Annotated in this window: 23 protein-coding genes; 19 read left to right on the top strand and 4 right to left on the bottom strand. The window is 34.6% G+C overall.

All coding sequences use genetic code 11. The features are described 5' to 3' along the window. The first annotated feature begins 108 nt into the window (after positions 1 to 108). The 6 genes from ACTT1L_RS03750 (at position 109) to ACTT1L_RS03725 (ending at position 8,653) form a co-directional block, all read left to right on the top strand. On the top strand, positions 109 to 870 hold the full coding sequence (locus tag ACTT1L_RS03750) for a glycosyltransferase (protein ID WP_000136100.1): 762 nt from the start codon (positions 109 to 111) through the stop codon (positions 868 to 870). 540 nt (positions 871 to 1,410) lie between these two features. After that, positions 1,411 to 2,133: an RNA polymerase sigma factor SigI gene (sigI, locus tag ACTT1L_RS03745; protein ID WP_000950302.1), complete on the top strand. Its 723-nt coding sequence runs from the start codon at positions 1,411 to 1,413 to the stop codon at positions 2,131 to 2,133. Next, entirely contained in the window at positions 2,123 to 3,517 is a 1,395-nt protein-coding gene (gene rsgI, locus ACTT1L_RS03740; protein ID WP_442821801.1) for an anti-sigma-I factor RsgI, read from the top strand. Before sigI ends, rsgI begins: the two co-directional genes overlap by 11 nt. A 177-nt stretch (positions 3,518 to 3,694) precedes the next feature. Continuing rightward, positions 3,695 to 7,042: a glycosyltransferase gene (locus ACTT1L_RS03735; RefSeq protein WP_442821960.1), complete on the top strand. Its 3,348-nt coding sequence runs from the start codon at positions 3,695 to 3,697 to the stop codon at positions 7,040 to 7,042. A gap of 229 nt (positions 7,043 to 7,271) precedes the next feature. Then, a complete protein-coding gene (locus tag ACTT1L_RS03730) occupies positions 7,272 to 7,547 on the top strand; it encodes an ArsR/SmtB family transcription factor (RefSeq protein WP_000662957.1) in 276 nt (91 codons plus the stop codon). A gap of 305 nt (positions 7,548 to 7,852) precedes the next feature. Further along, positions 7,853 to 8,653 (top strand): hypothetical protein, encoded by an 801-nt coding sequence (locus ACTT1L_RS03725; protein WP_000418468.1) that lies wholly within the window; start codon positions 7,853 to 7,855, stop codon positions 8,651 to 8,653. A gap of 193 nt (positions 8,654 to 8,846) precedes the next feature. Here the strand turns inward: ACTT1L_RS03725 and ACTT1L_RS03720 are convergent, their stop codons facing one another. After that, entirely contained in the window at positions 8,847 to 9,170 is a 324-nt protein-coding gene (locus ACTT1L_RS03720) for a winged helix-turn-helix transcriptional regulator (RefSeq protein ID WP_000554057.1), read from the bottom strand. A 124-nt stretch (positions 9,171 to 9,294) separates the two neighbouring features. Between ACTT1L_RS03720 and ACTT1L_RS03715 the strand changes: the two genes are divergently transcribed. The 6 genes from ACTT1L_RS03715 (at position 9,295) to ACTT1L_RS03690 (ending at position 14,558) form a co-directional block, all read left to right on the top strand. Then, positions 9,295 to 9,828, top strand: a complete 534-nt coding sequence (locus ACTT1L_RS03715; protein WP_002170196.1) for an NAD(P)H-dependent oxidoreductase — start codon at positions 9,295 to 9,297, stop codon at positions 9,826 to 9,828. Between the two features lie 143 nt (positions 9,829 to 9,971). Further along, positions 9,972 to 11,465, top strand: coding sequence for a class I adenylate-forming enzyme family protein (locus tag ACTT1L_RS03710; RefSeq protein WP_084638403.1), 1,494 nt, complete (start codon positions 9,972 to 9,974; stop codon positions 11,463 to 11,465). Positions 11,466 to 11,609: 144 nt separating this feature from the next. Beyond that, the gene (locus tag ACTT1L_RS03705) at positions 11,610 to 12,173 is read left to right on the top strand and encodes a GNAT family N-acetyltransferase (protein WP_071743333.1); all 564 of its coding nucleotides are present in this window, start codon (positions 11,610 to 11,612) and stop codon (positions 12,171 to 12,173) included. Beyond that, complete coding sequence (locus ACTT1L_RS03700; protein WP_001264490.1) at positions 12,170 to 12,874, top strand: SDR family NAD(P)-dependent oxidoreductase; 705 nt, start codon at positions 12,170 to 12,172, stop codon at positions 12,872 to 12,874. The genes ACTT1L_RS03705 and ACTT1L_RS03700 overlap by 4 nt, the downstream gene beginning before the upstream one ends. Continuing rightward, the gene (locus tag ACTT1L_RS03695; protein WP_000638674.1) at positions 12,871 to 13,647 is read left to right on the top strand and encodes a GNAT family N-acetyltransferase; all 777 of its coding nucleotides are present in this window, start codon (positions 12,871 to 12,873) and stop codon (positions 13,645 to 13,647) included. The genes ACTT1L_RS03700 and ACTT1L_RS03695 overlap by 4 nt, the downstream gene beginning before the upstream one ends. 11 nt (positions 13,648 to 13,658) lie before the next feature. Next, a complete protein-coding gene (locus ACTT1L_RS03690; protein ID WP_071743331.1) occupies positions 13,659 to 14,558 on the top strand; it encodes a PhzF family phenazine biosynthesis isomerase in 900 nt (299 codons plus the stop codon). Between the two features lie 179 nt (positions 14,559 to 14,737). On the opposite strand, the gene ACTT1L_RS03685 is transcribed toward ACTT1L_RS03690, so the two are convergent. Beyond that, positions 14,738 to 14,947, bottom strand: a complete 210-nt coding sequence (locus ACTT1L_RS03685; RefSeq protein ID WP_000801653.1) for a hypothetical protein — start codon at positions 14,945 to 14,947, stop codon at positions 14,738 to 14,740. A gap of 83 nt (positions 14,948 to 15,030) precedes the next feature. Between ACTT1L_RS03685 and ACTT1L_RS03680 the strand changes: the two genes are divergently transcribed. The 5 genes from ACTT1L_RS03680 (at position 15,031) to ACTT1L_RS03660 (ending at position 18,828) form a co-directional block, all read left to right on the top strand. Beyond that, positions 15,031 to 15,780, top strand: a complete 750-nt coding sequence (locus ACTT1L_RS03680) for a Nif3-like dinuclear metal center hexameric protein (protein WP_048557280.1) — start codon at positions 15,031 to 15,033, stop codon at positions 15,778 to 15,780. Between the two features lie 187 nt (positions 15,781 to 15,967). Continuing rightward, positions 15,968 to 16,807 (top strand): aminoglycoside phosphotransferase family protein, encoded by an 840-nt coding sequence (locus ACTT1L_RS03675; protein WP_071743340.1) that lies wholly within the window; start codon positions 15,968 to 15,970, stop codon positions 16,805 to 16,807. A gap of 27 nt (positions 16,808 to 16,834) precedes the next feature. Further along, a complete protein-coding gene (locus tag ACTT1L_RS03670; RefSeq protein ID WP_001102937.1) occupies positions 16,835 to 17,392 on the top strand; it encodes a DUF7010 family protein in 558 nt (185 codons plus the stop codon). A gap of 25 nt (positions 17,393 to 17,417) precedes the next feature. Beyond that, complete coding sequence (locus ACTT1L_RS03665) at positions 17,418 to 18,245, top strand: MBL fold metallo-hydrolase (protein ID WP_001992904.1); 828 nt, start codon at positions 17,418 to 17,420, stop codon at positions 18,243 to 18,245. Between the two features lie 16 nt (positions 18,246 to 18,261). Next, positions 18,262 to 18,828 (top strand): SGNH/GDSL hydrolase family protein, encoded by a 567-nt coding sequence (locus ACTT1L_RS03660; RefSeq protein WP_000855219.1) that lies wholly within the window; start codon positions 18,262 to 18,264, stop codon positions 18,826 to 18,828. Between the two features lie 44 nt (positions 18,829 to 18,872). Here the strand turns inward: ACTT1L_RS03660 and ACTT1L_RS03655 are convergent, their stop codons facing one another. Next, positions 18,873 to 19,289 (bottom strand): SRPBCC family protein, encoded by a 417-nt coding sequence (locus ACTT1L_RS03655; RefSeq protein WP_000079489.1) that lies wholly within the window; start codon positions 19,287 to 19,289, stop codon positions 18,873 to 18,875. A 78-nt stretch (positions 19,290 to 19,367) separates the two neighbouring features. Further along, positions 19,368 to 20,378 (bottom strand): aldo/keto reductase, encoded by a 1,011-nt coding sequence (locus ACTT1L_RS03650; RefSeq protein WP_442821800.1) that lies wholly within the window; start codon positions 20,376 to 20,378, stop codon positions 19,368 to 19,370. Between the two features lie 412 nt (positions 20,379 to 20,790). On the opposite strand from ACTT1L_RS03650, the gene ACTT1L_RS03645 reads away from it, so the two are divergent. Then, positions 20,791 to 21,132 (top strand): winged helix-turn-helix transcriptional regulator, encoded by a 342-nt coding sequence (locus ACTT1L_RS03645; RefSeq protein ID WP_000860838.1) that lies wholly within the window; start codon positions 20,791 to 20,793, stop codon positions 21,130 to 21,132. 189 nt (positions 21,133 to 21,321) lie between these two features. Then, positions 21,322 to 21,648, top strand: coding sequence for a winged helix-turn-helix transcriptional regulator (locus ACTT1L_RS03640; RefSeq protein ID WP_000816333.1), 327 nt, complete (start codon positions 21,322 to 21,324; stop codon positions 21,646 to 21,648). The last annotated feature ends 123 nt before the right edge of the window (positions 21,649 to 21,771 follow it).

The following is a 21,771-nucleotide window of genomic DNA, read 5'->3' as shown; positions in this document are numbered from 1 at the left end:
TAAAATAATATGTCTATATTGTTTTAAGTACTTTTTTATAATAAAACTTAATCAATTTTAATATATGTTATGTATAACATATATTTATCTAAAATAAGGGGGAATATTATGACTGAAATAAACGAATCTTCAGGAAGCGATTTACAAAAAGATGTGAAGTTTTCTATTATAATCCCTGCACATAATGAAGAAAAGTACATTAGAAAATGTTTGGATTCAATTGCAAAAGCATCAGTGGCATATAAAGAGCAAACGGAAGTTATAGTTGTTTTAAATCGTTGCACAGATAAAACAGAGGAAATAGCAAAATCTTATGATTGTATTACATTAAAAAATGAAGATAAAAACTTATCTAAAATCCGAAATGCAGGGGCAGAAATAGCTAGTGGAGAAATAATCGTTACTATAGATGCTGATACGATAATGACAGAGTCTTTGTTATCTAATGTAGATAAATATTTATCTTCAGGTAAATATATTGGTGGTGGGGTGAATGGGAAGTTCGAAAGAATGTCTTTTGGAATATTCTTTTCTGCAATTCTAATTATAATTCCCTTACTTTTTAAGTACGGAGCTATATCCGTGGGGATTTTTTGGTGTTATAGAAAAGATTTTATGGCAATTAACGGATTTAATGAAAACATGCTTATGGCAGAGGATGCAGATTTCGCGAAACGCTTAAAAGAATGGGGAAAACGAAATAATAAGAAATTTGGTACCATTAAAAATGGCATGATAACTTCATGCAGAAGATTTGATACATATGGAGACTGGGCTTTACTTAAAAATCCAAAAGTAATATTAGCTTATCTAAAAGGAAATGATCAAAAATATGCAGATAAGACATATTATGATAATCAAGAAAGATAACGATGGAGAAAAGCGGCAGGAAATAGGGAGAACAGCAGATTTTTTTATACATAATGAGAGCCTAACTTAATTTAATAGATATGATAAGAAAACCATCAATTTGATTAGTCCTTTTTCAAATCAATGGTTTTTATTTTTGAAATAAATATGTATTTTTTATAAAAAATATTTTTTGACCCCCATAAAACTTTGTATTCCTCCGAATATGTATAGTGAAGAAAATTGATTATGAAAGAATATTGATGTGTTAATAAAATTACTAGATTAAGTGGGGCATCCGAAATAAAAGGGTGAAATTACCAATGATATAGAGAAGAGTTATGCAAGGATTGCAGATAAAATAGAAACAGAGCAAGCAAAACAAGCGGAAGAAAATAAGAAAGTAGAGTGAAATGTAAGCCTAACTGTAAGAACGATAGAAAAGTTGGCTTTGAAAAATATGAACAACAAGAAGACAAGCCTAAAGAAAATGTGGTTGAATGGTCACTTGTTTAGTGACCATTCTTCTATTTCAAGCAGAAGGAGGGAGAGAGATTACCCGTGTTGAGTTTAGTAATGAAGATCTTAAGAAAACCGAAAATAGAAGATATCGTATGTAACATACAAAATAACGAAGAAGATAAAGAAGCATTTATCGTACAGTATCAGCCGTTTATTAGAAAATCAATCTCGTCTGTCTGCCGCCGATATATTACAGAACAGGATGATGAATATAGTATTGGATTGTTTGCGTTTAACGAAGCAATTGAACAGTATTCATATAAAAAAGGGAAATCTTTTCTAGCGTTTGCTGATCTTCTTATAAAAAGAGATGTAATTGACTATATACGCAAGGAGTCTAAGCATAATCGTGTCTTTTTAAAAGAAGATGAGCAAGAGGAAATGTTAGAAATGCAAGTGTCGCTTACGGAGTATATGAAAGAGATGGATAATAGTAACCGTAAGGAAGAAATTCTCCATTTTCAAAGTGTGTTAGCTGAGTTTAAAATCACATTTTCAGAGCTTGCTAAAGAATCTCCTAAGCATCGTGATACGCGTGAACACTTAATAGAAATTGTAAAGATGATTATAAAAGAAGAGGAAATGATGGAGGAGCTGTTCCGGAAGAAAAAGTTACCGCTTAAACATATTGAACCGCGTGTTAGGGTAAGTCGTAAAACGTTGGAACGGCATAGAAAATATATCATTGCAATGTGTATTATCTTCGCAAACAACTATACATACATTCTTGATTATATAAGGGGAGGGAAGCATGATGAATAAAGGAATTGTGATGGATATAAAAAAACATAGCGTAGTTGTTTTAACGCCAAATGGAGAGTTTATTACGTGTAAAAGAAAAGGGGATTCTTGCATGATTGGAGAGGAAATTTCATTTGATGAGCAAGAACAAAAAGCATCGCGTTTTTCAATCCCTTATTTCTTAAAGCCGGCATCATTACTTGTTGCTTGTTTTCTATGTGCGCTGTTATTTTTCTACAACCAACCGGAAGAAAAAGTATTCGCTTACGTCTCAGTTGATATAAATCCAAGTTTAGAAGTGAGCGTAACGAAGGATCTTCGCGTTATAGATTTACAAGCTTGTAATGATGATGGAAGGCGTATTTTAAAAGAATTAAAGCAATGGGAAAATAAACAATTGCAAGAAGTAATACGTACAATTATAAAGCAGAGTCAAGAGGATAAGTATTTAACGAATGATAAGCAAGTTATGCTAACCGCTATTGCAAAGGATAAGTTGCTAGAACCGAAGTTGGAAAAGGTAATGAAAGAATTAAAGAAAGAATATGAGCTAAAACATATTACAGTCGAATATCAAAGTAGCACGATGCAAGTACGAGAGAATGCTAGAAAAGCTGGAATTGGTACAGGTGTCTATATAATGCAAGAGAATGAGAAGAACAAATCGGTTACGCCGCCTGCCACGCCGTCTAATCCGGTGGAAAACGAAGAAGAGGTGCAATCACAGCCGGAGTCATCTCCTGATGTATCGCCAGATTTGTCTTCTGTAAAAGACAAAAAATATGAGAAGCCAGAGCATAAAGAACAAAAGAAAATAGAGGAACAGCCAACGAAGCAAATAAAAGAAAACAATGGTAGAGGATCTCAGCAAGAAAATAGAGGGAATAAGCAGGAGAATAACGGTAGGGAATCCCAACAAGGAAATAATGGGAATCAGCAAGGAAACAACGGTCGAGAATCTCAACAAGGAAATAATGGAAATCAGCAAGGAAACAACGGAAGAGGGTCCCAAGGAAATAATGGGAATCAGCAAGGAAATAATGGGAGAGGGTCCCAAGGAAATAATGGGAATCAGCAAGGAAATAACGGGAGAGGGTCCCAAGGAAATAACGGGAGAGGGTCCCAAGGAAATAATGGGAATCAGCAAGGAAATAACGGGAGAGGGTCCCAAGGAAATAATGGGAATCAGCAAGGAAACAACGGAAGAGGGTCCCAAGGAAATAATGGGAATCAACAAGGTGACAATGGTAGGGGATCTCAACAAGGAGATAATGGGAACCAGCAAGGTGACAATGGAAGAGGATCCCAAAAAGAAAATGTTGGAAACGAGCAAGGAAATAATGGTAGGGGATCTCAACAAGAGAATAGAGGCCACCAGCAAGGGAATGAAAAGAAGAATCAATAGAAATATAGAAGTGGGAGATTCATTTTAAAGTGAAAAGGAGTTATCTCACTATTGCGGGCAGTAAAACTCCCATCTCAAAATTTGGCTAGGGCAAAGAAGTTAGGTGGGAGTTAGGCTGCTTAAAGTTGCACTTTATTATTCTATCGTTCTATTAAGAAGGAGTATGTGAAAAATATAATGGAGAAAAACATTCAACAAGAGAAAGATAAAGTAAAACCTGTTTTTTATGATCCGAAAGGACGAAGAAACATAGCTTTTATTTCGTTTCTATGTATTTCAATAGTTAGCGTAAGTATTGTATTTTATTTTTTCTTTCAAAGTATTTTTTCAACACCAGAAATTCCAAATATGAATACAGCTGTACAACAAGATAATAAACTTGTACCAATTAATCAAAAACTTAGTGATCAGCAGTTAAAGAAGGAAGAGTTTAAACCAAATACCGAAACGAAGGATAATAAAAATTTGGTGAATTCGCCGAAGGATAGTAAACAACGTAAAGAAGTGTATGGTTTTTATGTAAACTGGGATGAAAATAGTACCGCTTCTTTAAAAGAAAATATCGATTCATTAACCACGCTAGTACCAGAGTGGTATCATTTAAAAGCAGATTTAACGATTAGAAGTGAGCTAAAACCTGAGATAGTAAAGTTAGCAGAAAAAAATCAAGTGAAAATTATGCCTTTACTAACTAACTATACTGAGGAAGCTTCTGGTCCGGATAGTGGGCTAATTCATAAGTTGCTGAATTCCTCAAATGATGTAAAGACAAAGTTTATAAATGATTTAGTAAAGCAAGTTGAAAAGAATCGATTTGCGGGTATTAATATTGACTTTGAGGCCGTACCTGAAAGTGATAGAGAAAACTTAACAAATTTTATGAAAGAACTTACTACGGTCTTTCATAAACATGATTTGCTCGTTACACAAGATGTTCCAGCTAATGATAAGGCTTTTGATTATAGTGCGTTAGCAAAAATAATAGATCGAATGATTGTAATGATGTACGATGAGCACTATGGAGCAGGAGAGCCAGGACCAATTGCTTCAAATAAATGGTTTCAACACACATTGAAAGAACTGAATATTCCGTCTAATAAACTTATAGTTGCTTTCGGTAACTATGGATATGATTGGAAAGTAAATAGTAAGGAACCGGCGAAATCTTTAACTTTTTCAGAAGTTATGGTAATGGCTCATAATTCAGATATGAATATTCAATGGGATAAGATGAGTGGAAATCCTTATTTTAGATATAAAACAGGAGATAAAGAACATACTGCTTGGTTCTTAGACGGCGTTACTCTCTATAATCAAGTGAAAATCGCAATGGACAACAAAGCAAAGGGGTTTGCGTTATGGAGATTAGGAGCAGAAGATCCTACAATATGGAAAGTTTTAAAAAATCCGATTGAGGCACAAAAAAATCCTGATGTATTACATAAAATCACTAGTTTAGATGAAGTGAATTATTCTGGACAAGGTGAAATTTTACAGATTGAGAATGAAAAGCAAAATGGATTGAGAGATTTTAAAGTAGGTAAAGATGGTTATCTTACAGATGAAGTATATCAATCCTTACCATCTGCATACGAAGTGCAACGATATGGAAAACCGAAAGGGAAACAAGTAGTACTAACATTTGATGATGGACCAGACCCGAAATATACGCCGGAAATCTTAGATATATTAAAAGAGAATAAGATCAAAGCTGCTTTTTTTGTACTTGGTGAAAACGCACAACTAAATACTAGTATTGTGAAAAGAATATACGATGAAGGGCATGAAATTGGCAATCATACTTTCAAGCATCCTAACGTAGCTGATACGTCTTTACTACGAACCAAAGTAGAACTTAATACGACGCAACGTCTGATCCAGGAAATAACTGGGCATTCTACAGTTTTGTTTAGGCCACCATACGAAGCGGATGCTAACCCGGATTCCTCAAATGAAATATTGCCTATTTTACGGGCACAAAATATGAACTATACAATGGTAGCAGAAAAAGTGGATCCTGAGGACTGGGCAACACCATCAACAAATGAATTAGTAAAGCGTGCTCTTAATCCCGTTTATAAGGGAGAGGGAAATATTATTCTTCTCCATGATGCGGGAGGGAATCGTACCCATACGGTAGAGGCGTTGCCGATCATTATTAAAGACTTAAAAAAGCATGGATATAGTTTTGTAACAATTTCAGATTTAATGAATAAAGAACGTGATGAAATTATGCCTCCTGTTTCTTCTGAGGGGAAGCAATATTTACTTTACAATAAAGCTGTCTTTTCAGGGGCGGGATACTTTAAACATATATTAACAACTATTTTTTATATCGCTATTGGATTAGGGATTTTTCGATTCTTATTCTTAATTTATTTTGCATGGAAGCAGAAAAGAAAAACGCTACCTCACACTATTCATTCGTCCTATCAACCTTTTGTTAGTGTTGTCATAGCAGCATATAATGAAGAAAAGGTGATAGCTAAGACGATTCGCTCAATTTTGGATAGTAAGTATGGAGAATTTGAAGTTATTGTTGTGGATGACGGATCGACAGATGGTACGTCAAAAGTAATGCAAGAAACATTTTATAAACACTCTAAAGTTCGTTTCATTCAGAAAGAAAACGGCGGGAAATCATCGGCAATGAACTTAGGGTTTCAACAATCGCGAGGAGAGATTATTGTCACTTTAGATGCGGATACTATTATTGCGCAAGACGCCATTTCTCTCATGGTTAGACACTTTGAAGATCAAAATGTAGCAGCAGTTTCAGGTAATGTTAAAGTGGGGAATAGACGAAACTTGTTAACTACTTGGCAACATGTTGAATATATAACAGGATTTAATTTAGAACGTAGAGCTTTTGATGAATTAAATTGTATTACAGTAGTTCCAGGGGCTATTGGGGCGTGGCGTAAGAAGAATGTAGTTGAATCGGGATATTTAAGCGAAGATACATTAGCAGAAGATACAGATCTTACTATTACATTTTTACGTCAAGGACATAGAATTGTATATGAAGAAAAAGCGTATGCTTTTACGGAGTCACCTGAAGATGTGAAAAGTCTCATTAAACAGCGATATCGTTGGTCATATGGTACACTCCAATGTCTTTGGAAACATCGAAAAGCGTTATGTAATTCAAAGCATAAAACGTTAGGATTTATTGCATTGCCTAACATGTGGTTATTCCAATATGTTTTGCAATTCATTGCTCCTTTTGCAGATATATTAATGATTATGGGGTTATTTAGTAGTGATCCGCTAAAAGTTTTAGGATTTTATTTTGTATTCTTTTTAATGGATCTTCTCGCATCTCTATTTGCATTTAAATTAGAGGAAGAGAATCCGAAACCATTAGTATGGTTAATTTTACAACGCTTTATTTATCGTCAATTTATGACTTATGTTGTCGTTAAATCTATATTCTCATCGATTCGAGGAGTAGCGGTAGGTTGGAATAAGCTAAAGAGAATAGGAAGTGTAAAACATTCCACGGAACATAAGGAGGCATCTTAAGAGAGCAGGTTATCTGCTCTCTTTTTTATTAATTTTAGTGAGCTGAGTGTAGAGTACATACATCTGTATCTATAAGAGTTCTAATAGTGAGACATTATGTGAAGATACTCCTTTAGTTTCGAGAAAAAGTTTTTTTATATTTTTTTAAAATGACGGACATAAAATTGTATATACCTTCGAATTATATATATGGATAACATAAATATGTATATAAAAGGGGAGCAATAAGATGAAAGAACAAAAAGAAATGTTTGAAGAAATCTCTGAAGTACTAAAGGTATTGGCGCATCCTGTTCGTTTATCATTAGTAAAAATAATGCTTGCAAAAGGTCCTACTAATGTAACAACAATGTATGGGGATTTGGAAATGCCTCAAAGTACAATTAGTCAACATTTATCTAAACTAAAGGCTGCTAAAATGGTTACAGGTACTCGGAAAGGATTAGAAATTTATTATGAAGTAACTGACAATCGCACAAAATCAATATTAGCATGTTTAGTTTAAATGCTGACTTCTATTTCAAAATAAGAAACGCTATTCTTTTCTATGATTTTACAGAGAGAATAGCGTTTTTTATTTTTAAGGAGTATCTTTTTATTAGCTTGATGGTGATATGGTATTATCTCTAAAATAAAAAAATATTGATTTCGCTTTTATTCTTTCTCAGGAGTTTGAGCTCAAAAGGCCGACTATCACTTTGTTTCCAATGCAGTGGACAGTGGAAGAACTTATATTTTTGAATAGAGGGAATTATATGTTTTTGATATATTAATAGTTAGGAACCACAAATAAGGGGTGAAGATATAGAAATGGAATTATTTGATTACTATAAACGAAAAGGAAAGTTGAAACTGTTAATTGGGACGGGTATTTTTATTCTTGCTTTATGCGCTGTATATGAAGATTGGGGACATATTAATTGGGGGCAGTTTATCTTTTTTGTTATCGCTGCTTCTATCTTTTTTGGGATTGGATTTTGGCAGTTAAGAAAAGGAAAGTTGATACAAAAGAATATGATAAAAAGTAATGCAACATTTTGGGATGTTGATACTTTGGTTGTATTAGAATTACCAAAACGAAACAAGCAATTTGGTCTATATCATCCTGATGGTAAGTATATAGCAGGAACAAAGATGGTTTCATCAAATATTCTTTTTTCAGTAATACCCTTTTTACATAATAAAGATGTTTACGGATTAGAAACGAGTAGCGGGGAAATTCTAGCTTATTTTCATACTGAAGTGGACGGATATGATTGGGTAGTCTATGATTCAAATTATAATCAGATTGGTATGTTTAAAGAAAAAATGATACAAGGATTTACTATGATACGAGGTACTTTGATGACAGATAAAGCCACAAAATTGTCAGATGTAGAAGTTGAGTTTGATTTTATTCAAAGTACTCTCCGTACAATAGATGGACGTACATTAGTAATTGGTAAGCAGGGATATATGCCTATAGAATGGAGTGAAAGGTTTATGGGTTTAAATGTACCTACTATTACCTTAGGTTCTAATGCGTCTAATAACGAAAAAATTCTCGGTTTAGGTGTGCTCCTTTATAGTTTACGTACAATTGAGATTAGAAAAAGTCGGGCAAGTGTTTAATGAGGTAGAAGTAGTGTTTATATGCGAAATTGTATAGAAATCTCATTTTTCTAATTATATCTTTTTAGATTGATGGATGTGGGGTCACGTCCATCAATCTAAGAAAACAAGTTAGCCCAAAAACGATAAAAATAAAATTTATAAAAACACAAAATATAAACATTGAGGATTAAACAAAGTATATAGTGCCTTTTTAGTCATGTAATCTTTTGAGCTGATGATCTTTTCCCCATTCAAATAGTTCATTCATAATTTGCATTAAAGATTTCCCGTATTCGCTTATTGTGTACTCAACCTTTGGTGGTACTTCTTGATATACAGTACGATGGATAATCCCATCAGCTTCAAGTTGCCGAAGTTGTTGAGTCAGAACTTTTTGCGTAATGTTTGGGATTTCTCGTCGGATTTCATTTGTTCGCATTTTTCCATCCATCAAAACACATAAAATATGAACTTTCCATTTTCCACCGATTACATCGAGCGTCGTTGCAATTGGACAGTTATCATTTTGATGCATATAACACCTCCAAAGGTACCTCAAGGTTCCTATAGCACCTGAAAGTACGTACTTTTCAATTATATGTAATGCATTCATACTAATATGTAAAGGATTGATTCATTTATAAAGGGGATGGAAAATGATGAGAACACTTGTAATTGTAGCACACCCTCATATTGAAAAATCAAAAATTAATAAAAGATGGATAGAAGAACTTGAGAAACATTCAGATGAAATTACGGTGCATGAATTATATAAAGTGGCACCAAACTGGGAGTTTAATATTGAAGAAGAGCAAAAGTTATTAGTAGAACATGACAGATATATATTCCAATTTCCGCTTTACTGGTACAGCACACCGCCATTATTAAAAAAATGGTTTGATGATGTATTAACATATGGATTTGCATACGGATCAAAAGGGGATAAAGTGAAGGGAAAAGAGTTTGGTGTAGCAGTTTCTATAGGTGGATTAGAAAAAGATTATGAAAATAGCGGAATTACGATGGATGAGTTGACGAAACCATTCCAAGCTACATGCTTATATACAGACATGAAATTTATACCTTCATTTTATTTATATGGTGCCGAATATAAATTAAGTGATGAAGAGATTGATAAAAGTGCACCTGAGTATGTGCAATATGTAATGAACAAGAAGTATTCTAATATATAAGAGGAAATAGCCATTTACTTGTGAAGTAAATGGCTATTTTATATTCTTGTTATATTCACTAAGTGTAATCTTTAGTAAATTAATAGTTAATCTGGTAAAATAAAAAACCTAACATATATAAAGGGGAGTTTTACTTGAGAACGATGCAAAAATTATTACAAAAAAGAGCAATGCAATCACCAAATTTGGAAGCGCTTGTAGGGGGGGAGAAAAGATATTCGTTTCAGCAATATAATGAACGAGTAAATCAGCTTGCATATTATTTATTACATAATGGTGTGCAAAGAGGAGATCGTATAGGAATACTATGCAAAAATAATCACCCATTTCCAAGCGTTATGATGGCAAGTTTAAAAATTGGAGCGGTATGTATTCCGCTAAATCATCAGCTTACTGTATATGAATTAGAAACGATTGTAAAAGAAGCGAAATTAAAAGTGTTAGTTATTGATGAAGAATTTAGTGAAGTGTTATTAAATGTTGATGCTGTTAAAGAAATTCCTTATGTAATTCAAACGACAAAAGAAGGCTTTGGTTCATTTGAATTAGAGTTGCAAAAACAGCCAATGACAGAACCGAACGTAGAAGTTCATGAAGAAGATGATGCCATTTACTTATTTACTTCAGGAACGACTGGACAGGCAAAAGCATGCGTAATTGGACATAAAAACTTACATCATTATTTTGCAGAGATTGCAGGACAAAGAGAAATTCCAGCAGGTGAACGCTTTTTATCCGTGCATCCATTATTTCATATGAGTGGCGTGCTTTCTATTTTAAATTGTATTTATCATGGTGTTACGATGATCTTCTTAGCTGATTCGAATCCTACTCTTATTTGGGATAAGATTGAAGAAGAGAAAATTACTACGATGCTTGCATTCCCGGCTGTTTATAGCTATATGCTTGATGAACTAAATAAAAAAGAACGGAACATTTCAACCTTTAAAGTAGCACAAAGCGGTGGAACAAAAGTGCCAGAAACGCTCATTCAAAAATATATGGAAAAAGGAATCTATATGGTGCAAGGCTATGGTAGTACAGAAGGTTGGGTTGTAACTTCATGGCATCCAATGATGGGAAAAGAAAAGATGTCTTCTGTAGGAAAAGCCTTGAAAAATGTAGAGGTGAAAATTGTTCATCCAGAAACAGGACATGAACTTAAAGCAAATGAAGTTGGAGAGATTCATGTAAGAAGTCCATACATGTTTAAAGGGTATTGGAATAATGAAAAGGCGACAAAGAAGGTAGTAAAAGATAATTGGTTTAACATGGGCGATGCTGGCATGATAGATGACGACGGATTCTTGCATATTATGGGAAGATATAAAGACGTTATTATACGCGGTGGTGACAATGTATATCCAGACCAAGTAGAAGATGTTATTCATGAAATACATGGTGTTTTAGAAGTGGCAGTAGTTGGAGTTCCAGATGAATTTTGGGGAGAGGTTCCAAGAGCTTACATTGTGAAGGATGGCGAAACAACAGTAACAGAAGAAAGTATTATTCAGTATTGTAAGGAGAAGTTAGCAAGTTACAAAATTCCAGAAGTGGTATTCGTAGAAGAATTACCGAAAAACGCTTTAGGGAAAGTGTTGAAGAGGGAATTAAGGGATGTAGTTCTTGTGAAATAAAAATGTTATTAAACGATGAAGAACCCAGTTATGTATAAAGCATGACTGGGTTTTTGTCTATCAAAACATAATAATTTACTAGATTTTGTATTTTGTGTAAGATAATAAAGAATATTCAAATATTAATCAAGGGAAGAGATGTAAATGAAGCTGCCGCTATTACAGGTAGAGACAGAGAGACTGATGATCCGTCCGTTCCAAAATGATGATTATGAAAGTTGGTTAGATGGATTTCATAAGAGGTTACCATCGCAGTATAAATATGACGATGGTTATCAAGTTATGGCATCATCAACGAAAGAATGGTTCACGGAATGGATTAGAGGCTTTGATGAAGCAGCACATCGAGATGAGATGTACGTATTAGGTATTTTTCGTAAAGAAGACGGAGCTAATATTGGTAAGCTAGAGCTGATTAAAATTTTACGTATGGACTATCAATGGGCGATGATGGGATATTCCATACATAATCAATACTGGAAAAACGGATATGGCATGGAAAGTGTGAAAGCTGCAGTATCGTTATTTTTTAATCGTCTTCATTTTCATAGAATCGAATTACATATACGTGTTGATAATGAGCCATCCGTTCGTCTTGCGGAAAGAGCCGGTTTTTCTTTTGAATGCAAGAGAGAGGCGTTTTCATTAGAGAATGGTAAGTGGATGGATTTTCTTATTTATTTTAAAAATAAGGAGATGAATATATGAGAGTTCTAATTACAGGTGGAAATCGCGGATTAGGGTTACAGTTAGTAAAAGTGTTTCATGAAAATGGACATATCGTTTATCCGTTAGTTAGAACTGAGGTTGCGTTAACACAATTGAAGAAAATGTTTAGTTGCAGATGTTTTCCTATATTAGCAGACTTATCGGCTGATGAAAGTACAGAACAAATTAAGAAACAGCTTGAGGAATATACAGAGTATATTGATCTAGTTATAAATAACGCAGGAATTACTGGAAAGGAGACTGAGGTTTTACATACGAATTCAGAAGAGTTAACGGACTTATTTAATATTCATTGCTTAGGTGTAATTCGAGCTGTAAAAGGTACATATGTGGCTTTAGCTAAATCGGATCATCCGAGAATCATAAATGTGTCCTCTCGGTTAGGTTCATTGCATAAAATGGCCAACAAAGAGTTTCCGCAAGGCCATTTCTCATATTCATATCGAATTGCTAAAGCTGCACAAAACATGTTAACGCTCTGTTTACAACAAGAGTTTGAGGATAAAGGAATTCGTGTAACTGCTATTCACCCTGGAAAATTAAAGACTGAAATTGGTGCTTTTGATGCGAATATGACCCCGGCTGAAGGAGCAAAAAATATATATGATTGGATAATAGATTCAAATGAGGATGTTTCAGGGAAGTTTATTGAGCCAGGTGTAGGTGAATTAAAGTGGTGATATACGATCTTGCAATCATTCAGAATTTGTTTGGCCCTTCTAAAAAAGTATTAAATGGCTTACCACATGCAGTAACGATTGAAGAAATAGAAGAAGATGTTTTGTATAACGTACAAACATATAAAGAAAAGATAAGTAGATTTGAAGAGGTTTGTTTTAATTGGGAGTTAAAAAGAGCGAGTATTGTATTAAACAAAAGGTTTAGTAGTTATAACTCAAGTGTGAGGGTGTTACTTGATGCAGGTTTTTCTTTGCACGCAGCAAAGGTAGAAGTATGTAGAGAATTGAACAATATAGAAGAACTTGAAAGACAATATACATATCGATCAATAGCAGAAGGAACGTTATCGGAAAAAGAATTTAAATATATTTGGGAACAATGTATGTCGGGTTCAGGGAATCAAACTTCAATTTTAACTATCGATGAACATTTTTATTCTGTACAAACAGAGTTAGGTAAGGGTTGGGAAAAGTCATGTATTGTTTTTTATGATAAAAATGAGCTGATTGGTATGTCCATACCGCATATAGAAACTGGAACAGAAAGTGAAGGACGATTATTTTATTTTGGGGTAATGCCTTGTTATCGTGGGAAAGGAATTGCTTCCCGGCTGCATCTTCAATCTTTACATATGTTAAAGGAAATAGGGGCTACTTATTACATCGGAAGCGCACATACTTCAAATGAAAAGATGCAGAGAATATTTTGGAGAAATAATTGTTCGTTGAAAACGGAGATAGAGCTTTATTATAAAATTTTTAAAGAAGGTTAGGAGAAAAGAAGATGAAGACTATAAACGTATTTCATTATGACGCATTTACGAATAAACCGAATATGGGTAATCCAGCAGGTATTGTATTAGATGCAGATGGATTAACAGAAGAGGAAATGCAGCGTATTGCTGAAAAAGTTGGATTTAACGAAACAACTTTTGTTCTTTCCTCAGAAGTAGGAGATATAAGAATGCGCTACTTTACACCTGGTTTTGAAATGGATTTATGTGGTCATGGGACAGTTGGGACAATATTTGCCTTGCGTGAAAGAGGTTTATTAGAAGAGAAAGCAAGCCTTACGATTGAAACGAAGGCCGGGATTTTACCGATACAAATAGGTGTAAATGAAAATGGAGAAACCTTTATTAAAATGAGGCAGGCAGCACCTCAGTTTAAAGAATTTACAGGTTCAAAAGAAAAATTAGCTCATAGTATCGGTTTAGAAGTAAATGATTTAGATGTAAGTTTACCGATTGTATATGGAAGTACGGGGAACTGGACCGTAATTGTACCGGTTAAAAATCTAGATGTATGTGAGAGAATGAAACCTAACAATGAGGTGTTTCCATCGGTATTAAAAGAAATACCTAATGCTTCTATTCACCCAATTTGTCTAGAAACTTATGACGAAAAGGTACATATGCATGGGCGTCATTTCTCATCAGCTTATGCTGGAACGATTGAAGATCCCGTGACAGGAACAGCTTCAGGTGTAATGGGAGCATATTATGCGACGTATGTGGAGAAAGATGTTGACCATGAAATGGAGTTAATCGTTGAACAAGGGCAAGAAATACATAAAGATGGTCGTGTAACGGTATATGTAACGAAAGATGTAGAAAATGAGAAGTTACAAATAGATATTGCTGGAACAGCGGTATATGTGAAAGAGTTTGAAGTTTTAATATAAAGTGAAACTTTAATCAGTGGGTGGGGCATCCCCACTGATTATTAGTTGAACCAATCGGGCTTTTACGGGCAGTTGATCCCCCACCTAACTTCTTTGCTTCCGTTGAATTTTGAGGTGAGGGTCTTACTGCCCGTTAATGCGGGATAAAAAAGAAAGCCCAGCATACATCCGGACTTTCACTATCTGTTCAATACTTCAATATACGAAGCATCTCCAGTTGTTCTTAAAGCAGAGCGGAAATTGTTATTTTCTAACGTTTTAGCGACTTGTTGTAACTGCTGTGCATCATCATGATGGATGAGTAAGCTGTCAGCACCGCTTTCCTCTATATGAATGTGTTCGACATTTCCGATGGCATCATGTACAGCTTTTAAAAATTCAGGTTTCATATTGTCCTCCTATATGTATGTAACGTTGTTGTTAGTATTTCCTTATTTTTGAAATATAAAAGTAAATGAAAGGAGAAATAAAAATGAATATAACGCAGTTTAATGAATATATAACATCATTATTTGGAGAGCATCTTCATAAATACGGTGATGGTGAATATGGATTTACTCATATAAGTAAAGATGAATTTCACAAAATTGGTTACACAACAAATTTGACGTTAGAGACGATTGAAGAAGGGTATAAAAATGGAATCGACATGATAGTTACACATCATGCACCGTGGAGTTTTTTATTTGGAATGGAAGAGGCTTGTATTGAGAAATTAAAACAATATGAAATGAATCATTTTTGGATTCATTTGCCGTTAGATTTTATTGAATTTGGTACGTGTACATCATTATTTAATGAAATTGCGATAGATACAATTTTAGAATACTCTACGTATGAGGAAGAGGAATTACCTGGAATAGGAGAATTTAAAGCACCGATTGCATTTTTAAACTTGGTTGAAAGACTTGAAGAAAAAATGGAAGAGAAAGTGAAGAGCTGGAGAAACCATGATAAACCAGTAAAACGAATTGCGATTTTAACTGGTGCAGGGAACAATACAAATTTGATTGAACGTGCATTAGAAAAAGGGTGTGACACGTATATAACTGGAGAAAAAACATTATACACAGTGCAACATGCGAAATTTAAAGGCATTAACTTAATAGTAGGTAGCCACACATTTACAGAAGTTTTTGGTGTAGAAAGTTTAGCTCGTAAGTTAAAAGAAAGAGATAATTTAATAGAAATTACTAGATTAAATGAAGATCATTTGGAGTGAAGAAATTGTATCACATTATCATAAATGGAATGAATTATTTGATGAAATATTGAAGGAAGCAGTTGCAATGAAATAAAATTATTTTTTGTTATATTAAGATTTTTAGGAGGAATTCCCTTGTGTTTGTCAAATAATAGTAAAGTTGTCTTTTGAATTGAAGAAATCTTCGGGATTAAAGGGTGAGGGAATGGACATTTCAACAATCGCTGCACAACTAGTTAAGGAGAAAGTGATTTCACATTATCCAACTAGCGTAAAAGTGCTGAACGGGGGAACGACAAGTACTGTATATTTGTTGGATGAAAAATACGTTGTAAAACTTAATGAAGCGGAAGTAATACGTGAAGAAGCTATTTTTCTTTCTTTTTATGAAAGGAATACTTTGTTTGCAAATCTTTTGTATAAGGAACCTTTACATACATATATTGTGTATTCTTTCCTTGAAGGTAGTACTTCGTGCGGACGAGGACAAAAAAGAATTACGCTTAGTACCCTTGTAAAAGAAGTTATTAATAAGTATGAAATAGTTTCACGTATAGATGGCTGGGGATGGAAAGAAAGTCCGGTTCAATCTTGGAATGAATTTTTAACGACAAATGTGGTGGAAGCTCATAAAAATGTAAGACCGTACATAAGTGAGGAAGAGTATAGAAAAGTTCTTAAGTTAGCGAATAGGGATGCTGGAATAAATCAGCCATTTTTATTACATGGTGATCTTGGATTTCATAATTTTATATTTCAAGGAAATGAGTTGCATGGTGTAATTGATCCCCTACCAGTGTTAGGAGATCCTATATACGATTTAATTTATGCGTTCTGTTCAACTCCAGAAGATTTAACAAAAGAAACGATTGGTTATGCGATGAAACAATGTGTATTTCATAAAAATGACCGTGATTTATATGAAGAGATAGTCATAGGATTATATTTGCGTATAGATACATGTTTACGGCACCACCCGAAAGATTTAGAAGATTATTTAGCAGCTTGGCGTTATTGGATGGATGAGGTTGAGGTGACTTTATAGTACAAATATTTTTGGGGGGATCGTGAAATGAATGTTTCAGAAGCGAAAAAGGATTTAGCAATCAAAACGAAGCGAGGATTACCGATTATATTAGCTGGTGTTTTATTTTGGATAGTTATGAGTATAATGGGCTTTGTTCTTTCTGAAAAACAAGTGGTGTGGGTATATTTAATCGGTATGGGATGTGTGTTTCCTTTTGGATTAATGATAGCTGCTATATTGAAAATTGATATGTTTGCGAAAGGAAACCCGTTAGGGGTTTTGGCAGGATTAATTGGTGGGATAAATGTATTGAATATTCCGCTTGTATTACTTGCCTATTTTCAATTTCCAGAATGGTTACCTTTTGTAGTAGCGATGTTAATAGGTGTTCATTTTATCCCGTACGTATGGATTTATGAAAGCAAAAGTTATGGTTTATTATCCGTAGGGACTGTATTCGTAACGTCAGTTTGCGGGATTCTTTTTGCAGAAAAAGGATTTACTGTCATTCCATTATCTGTTACAGGTGTTTATTTACTTACTTTTATCAGTTTATTAATTGAAAATAAAAAAGCAGATCATTATCAACAAAAATCAGCTTAATAAAAATAGAGGGATAGGGGAAATTATGATGAAAAATTTCGTTTGTACAACGTGTGGCGTGCAGTATGCAGCGGGTGTAGAAGAACCAGTGAGTTGTCATATTTGTGATGAAGAGAGACAATATGTGAATCCGAAAGGGCAGTCTTGGACGACGCTAGAAAGCTTACAAACAAGTGATACATATAAAAATGAAATAATCGAAGAGGAAAATGGGCTTTTTAGTATTACAACAAAACCAGGATTTGCGATTGGTCAAACGGCATATGTAGTGAAAACAGAATCATATCGTTTACTATGGGACTGTATTACTTATTTAGATGAAACGACAATTGCGAAAATAAAAGAGCTTGGTGGACTAGATGCAATTGCCTTGTCTCATCCTCATTATTATTCAACACAAGTAGAATGGGCAGAGACATTTGATGTACCAATTTATATACACGAAGATGATAAAGAGTGGGTGATGCGCCCGAGTAGTCGTATTATTTATTGGTCTGGTGAGTCTTTACAATTAGCGGATGGATTGGTTATTCATCGTTTAGGTGGTCATTTTAAAGGTGGATCTGTCTTACATTGGGAAGAAGGTAATGATGGGAAAGGAATTTTGTTAACAGGTGATATTATTCAAGTTGTAGCGGATGAACGATGGGTAAGCTTTATGTACAGCTATCCAAACTTAATTCCATTACCAGCGAGAAAAGTGGAAGAAATGGTGAATCGAGTGAAGCCGTTACAGTTTAATCGGTTATACAACGCTTTTCATCGAGTAGTAAAAGAACATGCAAATGAGGCAGTGGAACGTTCTGCTGAAAGATATATTAAGGCGGTAGAAGGAAAGTTGTTTCATACGTAAAAGGAGAGTTAGTTTTATGAAAACGTTAGTATGCTTTGGGGATAGTATTACAGCTGATGAAGTGTTTTTCAATGGAACGCCGAGGTTAACACCACGTTTGCGAGAGATGTTTCCGAATTGGAACGTAGTGAATGCAGGTGTTCCAGGTGATAATACGTTTGATGCGTTAAAAAGGATTAAAGAAGATGTATTATCACATAAACCAGATTTCGTAACAGTTTTTCTTGGCACGAATGATGCAGTCTCTTTTTCGCAAGGGTCATTACAAGCATACAAAGAAAATTTAGAGAAGATTGTGAACCATATTTCTTCAGGTAAAGTACTGCTTATTAGTCCTGCCCCAGTTGATGAAGAAAGACAGCATAATAGAACAAATGAAGTACTCGGTCAGTATGCAGACGTGGTAGAGGAAGTGGCGAAAGAAACAGGAAGCTATTTTCTAAATTTGTATGCTGAAATGATTCAAGAACGGAATTATAAAAGGTTTGTAGAAAATGATGAAAGAGATGGGCTACACTTTGGACCAGAAGGCTATGAGTATGTAGCGAAGTTAATTGGTGAAAAGTTAAAAGGGATTTTATAAAAAAGCAAAGCGATATCGCTTTGCTTTTCATTGTTTTTAATAGCTCAATCTAGAAATGCTTGTTGCAATGCTTTCAGTCCATCACTGTAAATACTATGAAAAAGGTTTATTGCCTCTTCATCACTAACTTCAACAGGAGTGAACGTACCAGACCACTCTACTACCGATGTGTTACTTTCAGTACCTTCTTTCACCTGGATTGTAGATAAATAATTAGTGACTGGGAATGGTGCATTCATGATTGAATACGTGTAGTATCGTTCTTTCTCATTGAATACTTCTAATCGTTCTATAATCGTGTCACCATCTGGATTAGCTAGGTGACGTACACGACCGCCTTCCGTTAATTTACTGTTAGGTATATAAGGTAACCAGTCTGGAAGGGAGTTGAAACCTCCGATTAATTGCCATACTTGTTCAGGTGAACCGAAAATTTCCATAGATGTAGTAGTCTGTGCCATGTTCATTACGCTCCTTTTCATCCCGGTATTTGCGGGTAAATAATCAGTGGGGATTGCCCCACTGATTAAGGTTTCAATTTATTTTACGTTGATTGGTAGTGGTGCATTAGGTGCTACTAGTTTTTGTTCGCGCATTTCTTCCCAGAATGCTGCTGGAATTACTGTATTTAAGGCGTTTTGGTCTTCTACAATTCGTTCCGGTTTACTTGCACCAGGAACAACGGCAGCAACTGCTGGATTCGCTAGTGAAAATTGTAATGCAGCAGCTTTGATACTGATTTCGTGACGATCTGCAAGAGCTTTGATTTTCTCAACTTTTGCAATGATTTCTGGTGAGGCTTTTTGATATTCGAAGTGAGCACCTCCAGCAAGAATACCTGAGCTATATGGGCCACCAACAACAATATCCATATTATGCTTAACAGCCGCAGGCATTACTCGTTGTAATGCACGCTCGTGGTCTAGTAATGAATAACGACCAGCTAGTAAGGATATATTTGGCTGCGCTTCTTCTAAATCAAGCATCAGTTCAATTGATTCTACTTTGTTTACTCCAAGTCCCCAGCCTTTAATAACGCCTTCTTCACGTAAACGTGTTAGTGCACGGAATGCTCTTGTTCGAGCTGTTTCAAATTGTGAAATCCACTCATCACCATAAAAGTCTTGTGCTAAATCATGAATGAAAACAAAGTCTAGACGATCTGTTTTTAAACGTTTCAAACTTTGCTCGATAGAACGAAGTGTTGCATCTGCACTATAGTCATTGATCATTTTATTTTTGCGGCCAAATTCGAAAAGTCCGCCTTTTTCACCTAAATCACGTGCAGATGGATCTTCTAGTTCATCTGAAATCGTTCGACCGACTTTTGTGCTTAAAAAGTAATCATCACGATTTCTTTTTGATAGTGCTTCGCCAAGACGAATTTCTGCTAAACCAGATCCATAAAGTGGAGCTGTATCAAAGTAACGAACGCCATTATCCCAAGCAGCATCCACTGTAGCGATTGCTTCTTCTTCTGGAATATTACGGTACATATTTCCTAGTGGTGCTGTACCAAAACCAATTTTTTCTTTTAGTAATTTACTCATTATTAATATCCTCCTAAAATGTATTTAAAAATTAATTCATCATTGTGAATGGATGTGAAAATGAAAATATGTCATTTCATCGTCGGACAAAATGTATGATAAAAATACTCACTTTAAAGTACCGGGACAAGAATGTAATTTCTAATACTGCATGACTCACTCAACTCTTACAAATGCTATTATGAAATGTATTTTACATAATGAAAAGTACGTACTTTAAAGTGATATAGATACTAAAAAGTAATACAGGTACTTTTTAGTACCGTACTACTCATCTGCTGTTTACGTATGCTATTATGAAACATGTTTAATAGGATAAAAAGTACGTACTTTAAGGTGCTATAGATACTTAAAAGTAATATTTAAATCTTTAGCTTACTTGCCTTATCACATTATTAAAGGAGATTTTTATATGAAAACATACAATATTCCTGTAGAGGCGACTTTACAGGTTATCGGTGGGAAGTGGAAAGTAGTGATCCTTTGTCATTTAAAGAAAGATAAAAAGAGAACGTGCGAATTAAAACAATTAATGTCTGGTATTACACAAAAGATGTTAACGCAACAATTACGTGAATTAGAAGAAGATGGTGTAATCGAGAGAAAAGTGTATAACCAAGTGCCGCCAAAAGTAGAGTATTCGTTAACGGAATACGGTCATTCTTTAGATGCTATACTCGATTCTCTTTGTAACTGGGGAGAACATCATCTTGAAAAGAATGGCAACACGTCTATGCTTATTACAGCAGAATAAACAAGAAAAAAACGAACGAGAATACGTTCGTTTTTCTTTTTGTATATAGAAATATTTTTAAACGGCATAATTACTTTTTGGTAATATAGGTACTTTTTTGTGCTGTAGGAACTAAAATGTGCCGTATAGAAAATTATTTGTTTTTACGTAACAATAGAGAAGAAATTTAGAAAAAAGGAGGGAGATCGTGTGAAACAATACAATATACCGATAGAAGCAACTTTAGAAATTATCGGGGGAAAGTGGAAAGTCGTCATTTTATGTCACTTAACGAAAGGAACGAAGCGAACGAGCGAGTTGCAGCGTCTAATTCCTGAAATTTCTGTTAGAATGTTGACGCAACAATTACGTGAGCTCGAAGATGATGGTGTGATTACACGTGAAATCTATAAAGAAATTCCACCCCGAGTAGAATACTCCTTAACTGATTATGGGTGGTCTTTGCAAAATGTATTAAATCAATTGACCGTATGGGGAGAACGATGCATAGATAGAAAAAATAGTAAAGTTAAGTGAAATCTATATATGTAATATTGAAACGCCACCTATTGATGAGGTGGTGTTTTTTCAGTATAAAACTTTAGAAAGTTACTACGGTGAAAAGTAGGGATCTATACCAGAATAGCAGTTGTTTTAGTC

This window comes from Bacillus sp. FH, assembly GCF_052216825.1.
Lineage (GTDB): Bacteria > Bacillota > Bacilli > Bacillales > Bacillaceae_G > Bacillus_A > Bacillus_A paranthracis.
The sequence above is the reverse complement of the archived record's forward strand: the minus strand, read 5'-3'. Positions and strand labels throughout refer to the sequence as shown.

Bases quoted from the DNA above. Each gene is read 5' to 3' on its own strand.
- ACTT1L_RS03730 (WP_000662957.1), top strand. From the start codon at position 7,272: ATGAAAGAACAAAAAGAAATGTTTGAAGAAATCTCTGAAGTACTAAAG.
- ACTT1L_RS03735 (WP_442821960.1), top strand. From the start codon at position 3,695: ATGGAGAAAAACATTCAACAAGAGAAAGATAAAGTAAAACCTGTTTTT.
- ACTT1L_RS03675 (WP_071743340.1), top strand. From the start codon at position 15,968: ATGGACATTTCAACAATCGCTGCACAACTAGTTAAGGAGAAAGTGATT.
- ACTT1L_RS03645 (WP_000860838.1), top strand. From the start codon at position 20,791: ATGAAAACATACAATATTCCTGTAGAGGCGACTTTACAGGTTATCGGT.
- ACTT1L_RS03715 (WP_002170196.1), top strand. From the start codon at position 9,295: ATGAGAACACTTGTAATTGTAGCACACCCTCATATTGAAAAATCAAAA.
- ACTT1L_RS03680 (WP_048557280.1), top strand. From the start codon at position 15,031: ATGAATATAACGCAGTTTAATGAATATATAACATCATTATTTGGAGAG.
- ACTT1L_RS03705 (WP_071743333.1), top strand. From the start codon at position 11,610: ATGAAGCTGCCGCTATTACAGGTAGAGACAGAGAGACTGATGATCCGT.
- ACTT1L_RS03665 (WP_001992904.1), top strand. From the start codon at position 17,418: ATGATGAAAAATTTCGTTTGTACAACGTGTGGCGTGCAGTATGCAGCG.
- rsgI (WP_442821801.1), top strand. From the start codon at position 2,123: ATGATGAATAAAGGAATTGTGATGGATATAAAAAAACATAGCGTAGTT.
- ACTT1L_RS03660 (WP_000855219.1), top strand. From the start codon at position 18,262: ATGAAAACGTTAGTATGCTTTGGGGATAGTATTACAGCTGATGAAGTG.
- ACTT1L_RS03650 (WP_442821800.1), bottom strand. From the start codon at position 20,378: ATGAGTAAATTACTAAAAGAAAAAATTGGTTTTGGTACAGCACCACTA.
- ACTT1L_RS03710 (WP_084638403.1), top strand. From the start codon at position 9,972: ATGCAAAAATTATTACAAAAAAGAGCAATGCAATCACCAAATTTGGAA.
- ACTT1L_RS03690 (WP_071743331.1), top strand. From the start codon at position 13,659: ATGAAGACTATAAACGTATTTCATTATGACGCATTTACGAATAAACCG.
- ACTT1L_RS03720 (WP_000554057.1), bottom strand. From the start codon at position 9,170: ATGCATCAAAATGATAACTGTCCAATTGCAACGACGCTCGATGTAATC.
- ACTT1L_RS03725 (WP_000418468.1), top strand. From the start codon at position 7,853: ATGGAATTATTTGATTACTATAAACGAAAAGGAAAGTTGAAACTGTTA.
- ACTT1L_RS03670 (WP_001102937.1), top strand. From the start codon at position 16,835: ATGAATGTTTCAGAAGCGAAAAAGGATTTAGCAATCAAAACGAAGCGA.
- ACTT1L_RS03700 (WP_001264490.1), top strand. From the start codon at position 12,170: ATGAGAGTTCTAATTACAGGTGGAAATCGCGGATTAGGGTTACAGTTA.
- ACTT1L_RS03655 (WP_000079489.1), bottom strand. From the start codon at position 19,289: ATGGCACAGACTACTACATCTATGGAAATTTTCGGTTCACCTGAACAA.
- ACTT1L_RS03750 (WP_000136100.1), top strand. From the start codon at position 109: ATGACTGAAATAAACGAATCTTCAGGAAGCGATTTACAAAAAGATGTG.
- ACTT1L_RS03685 (WP_000801653.1), bottom strand. From the start codon at position 14,947: ATGAAACCTGAATTTTTAAAAGCTGTACATGATGCCATCGGAAATGTC.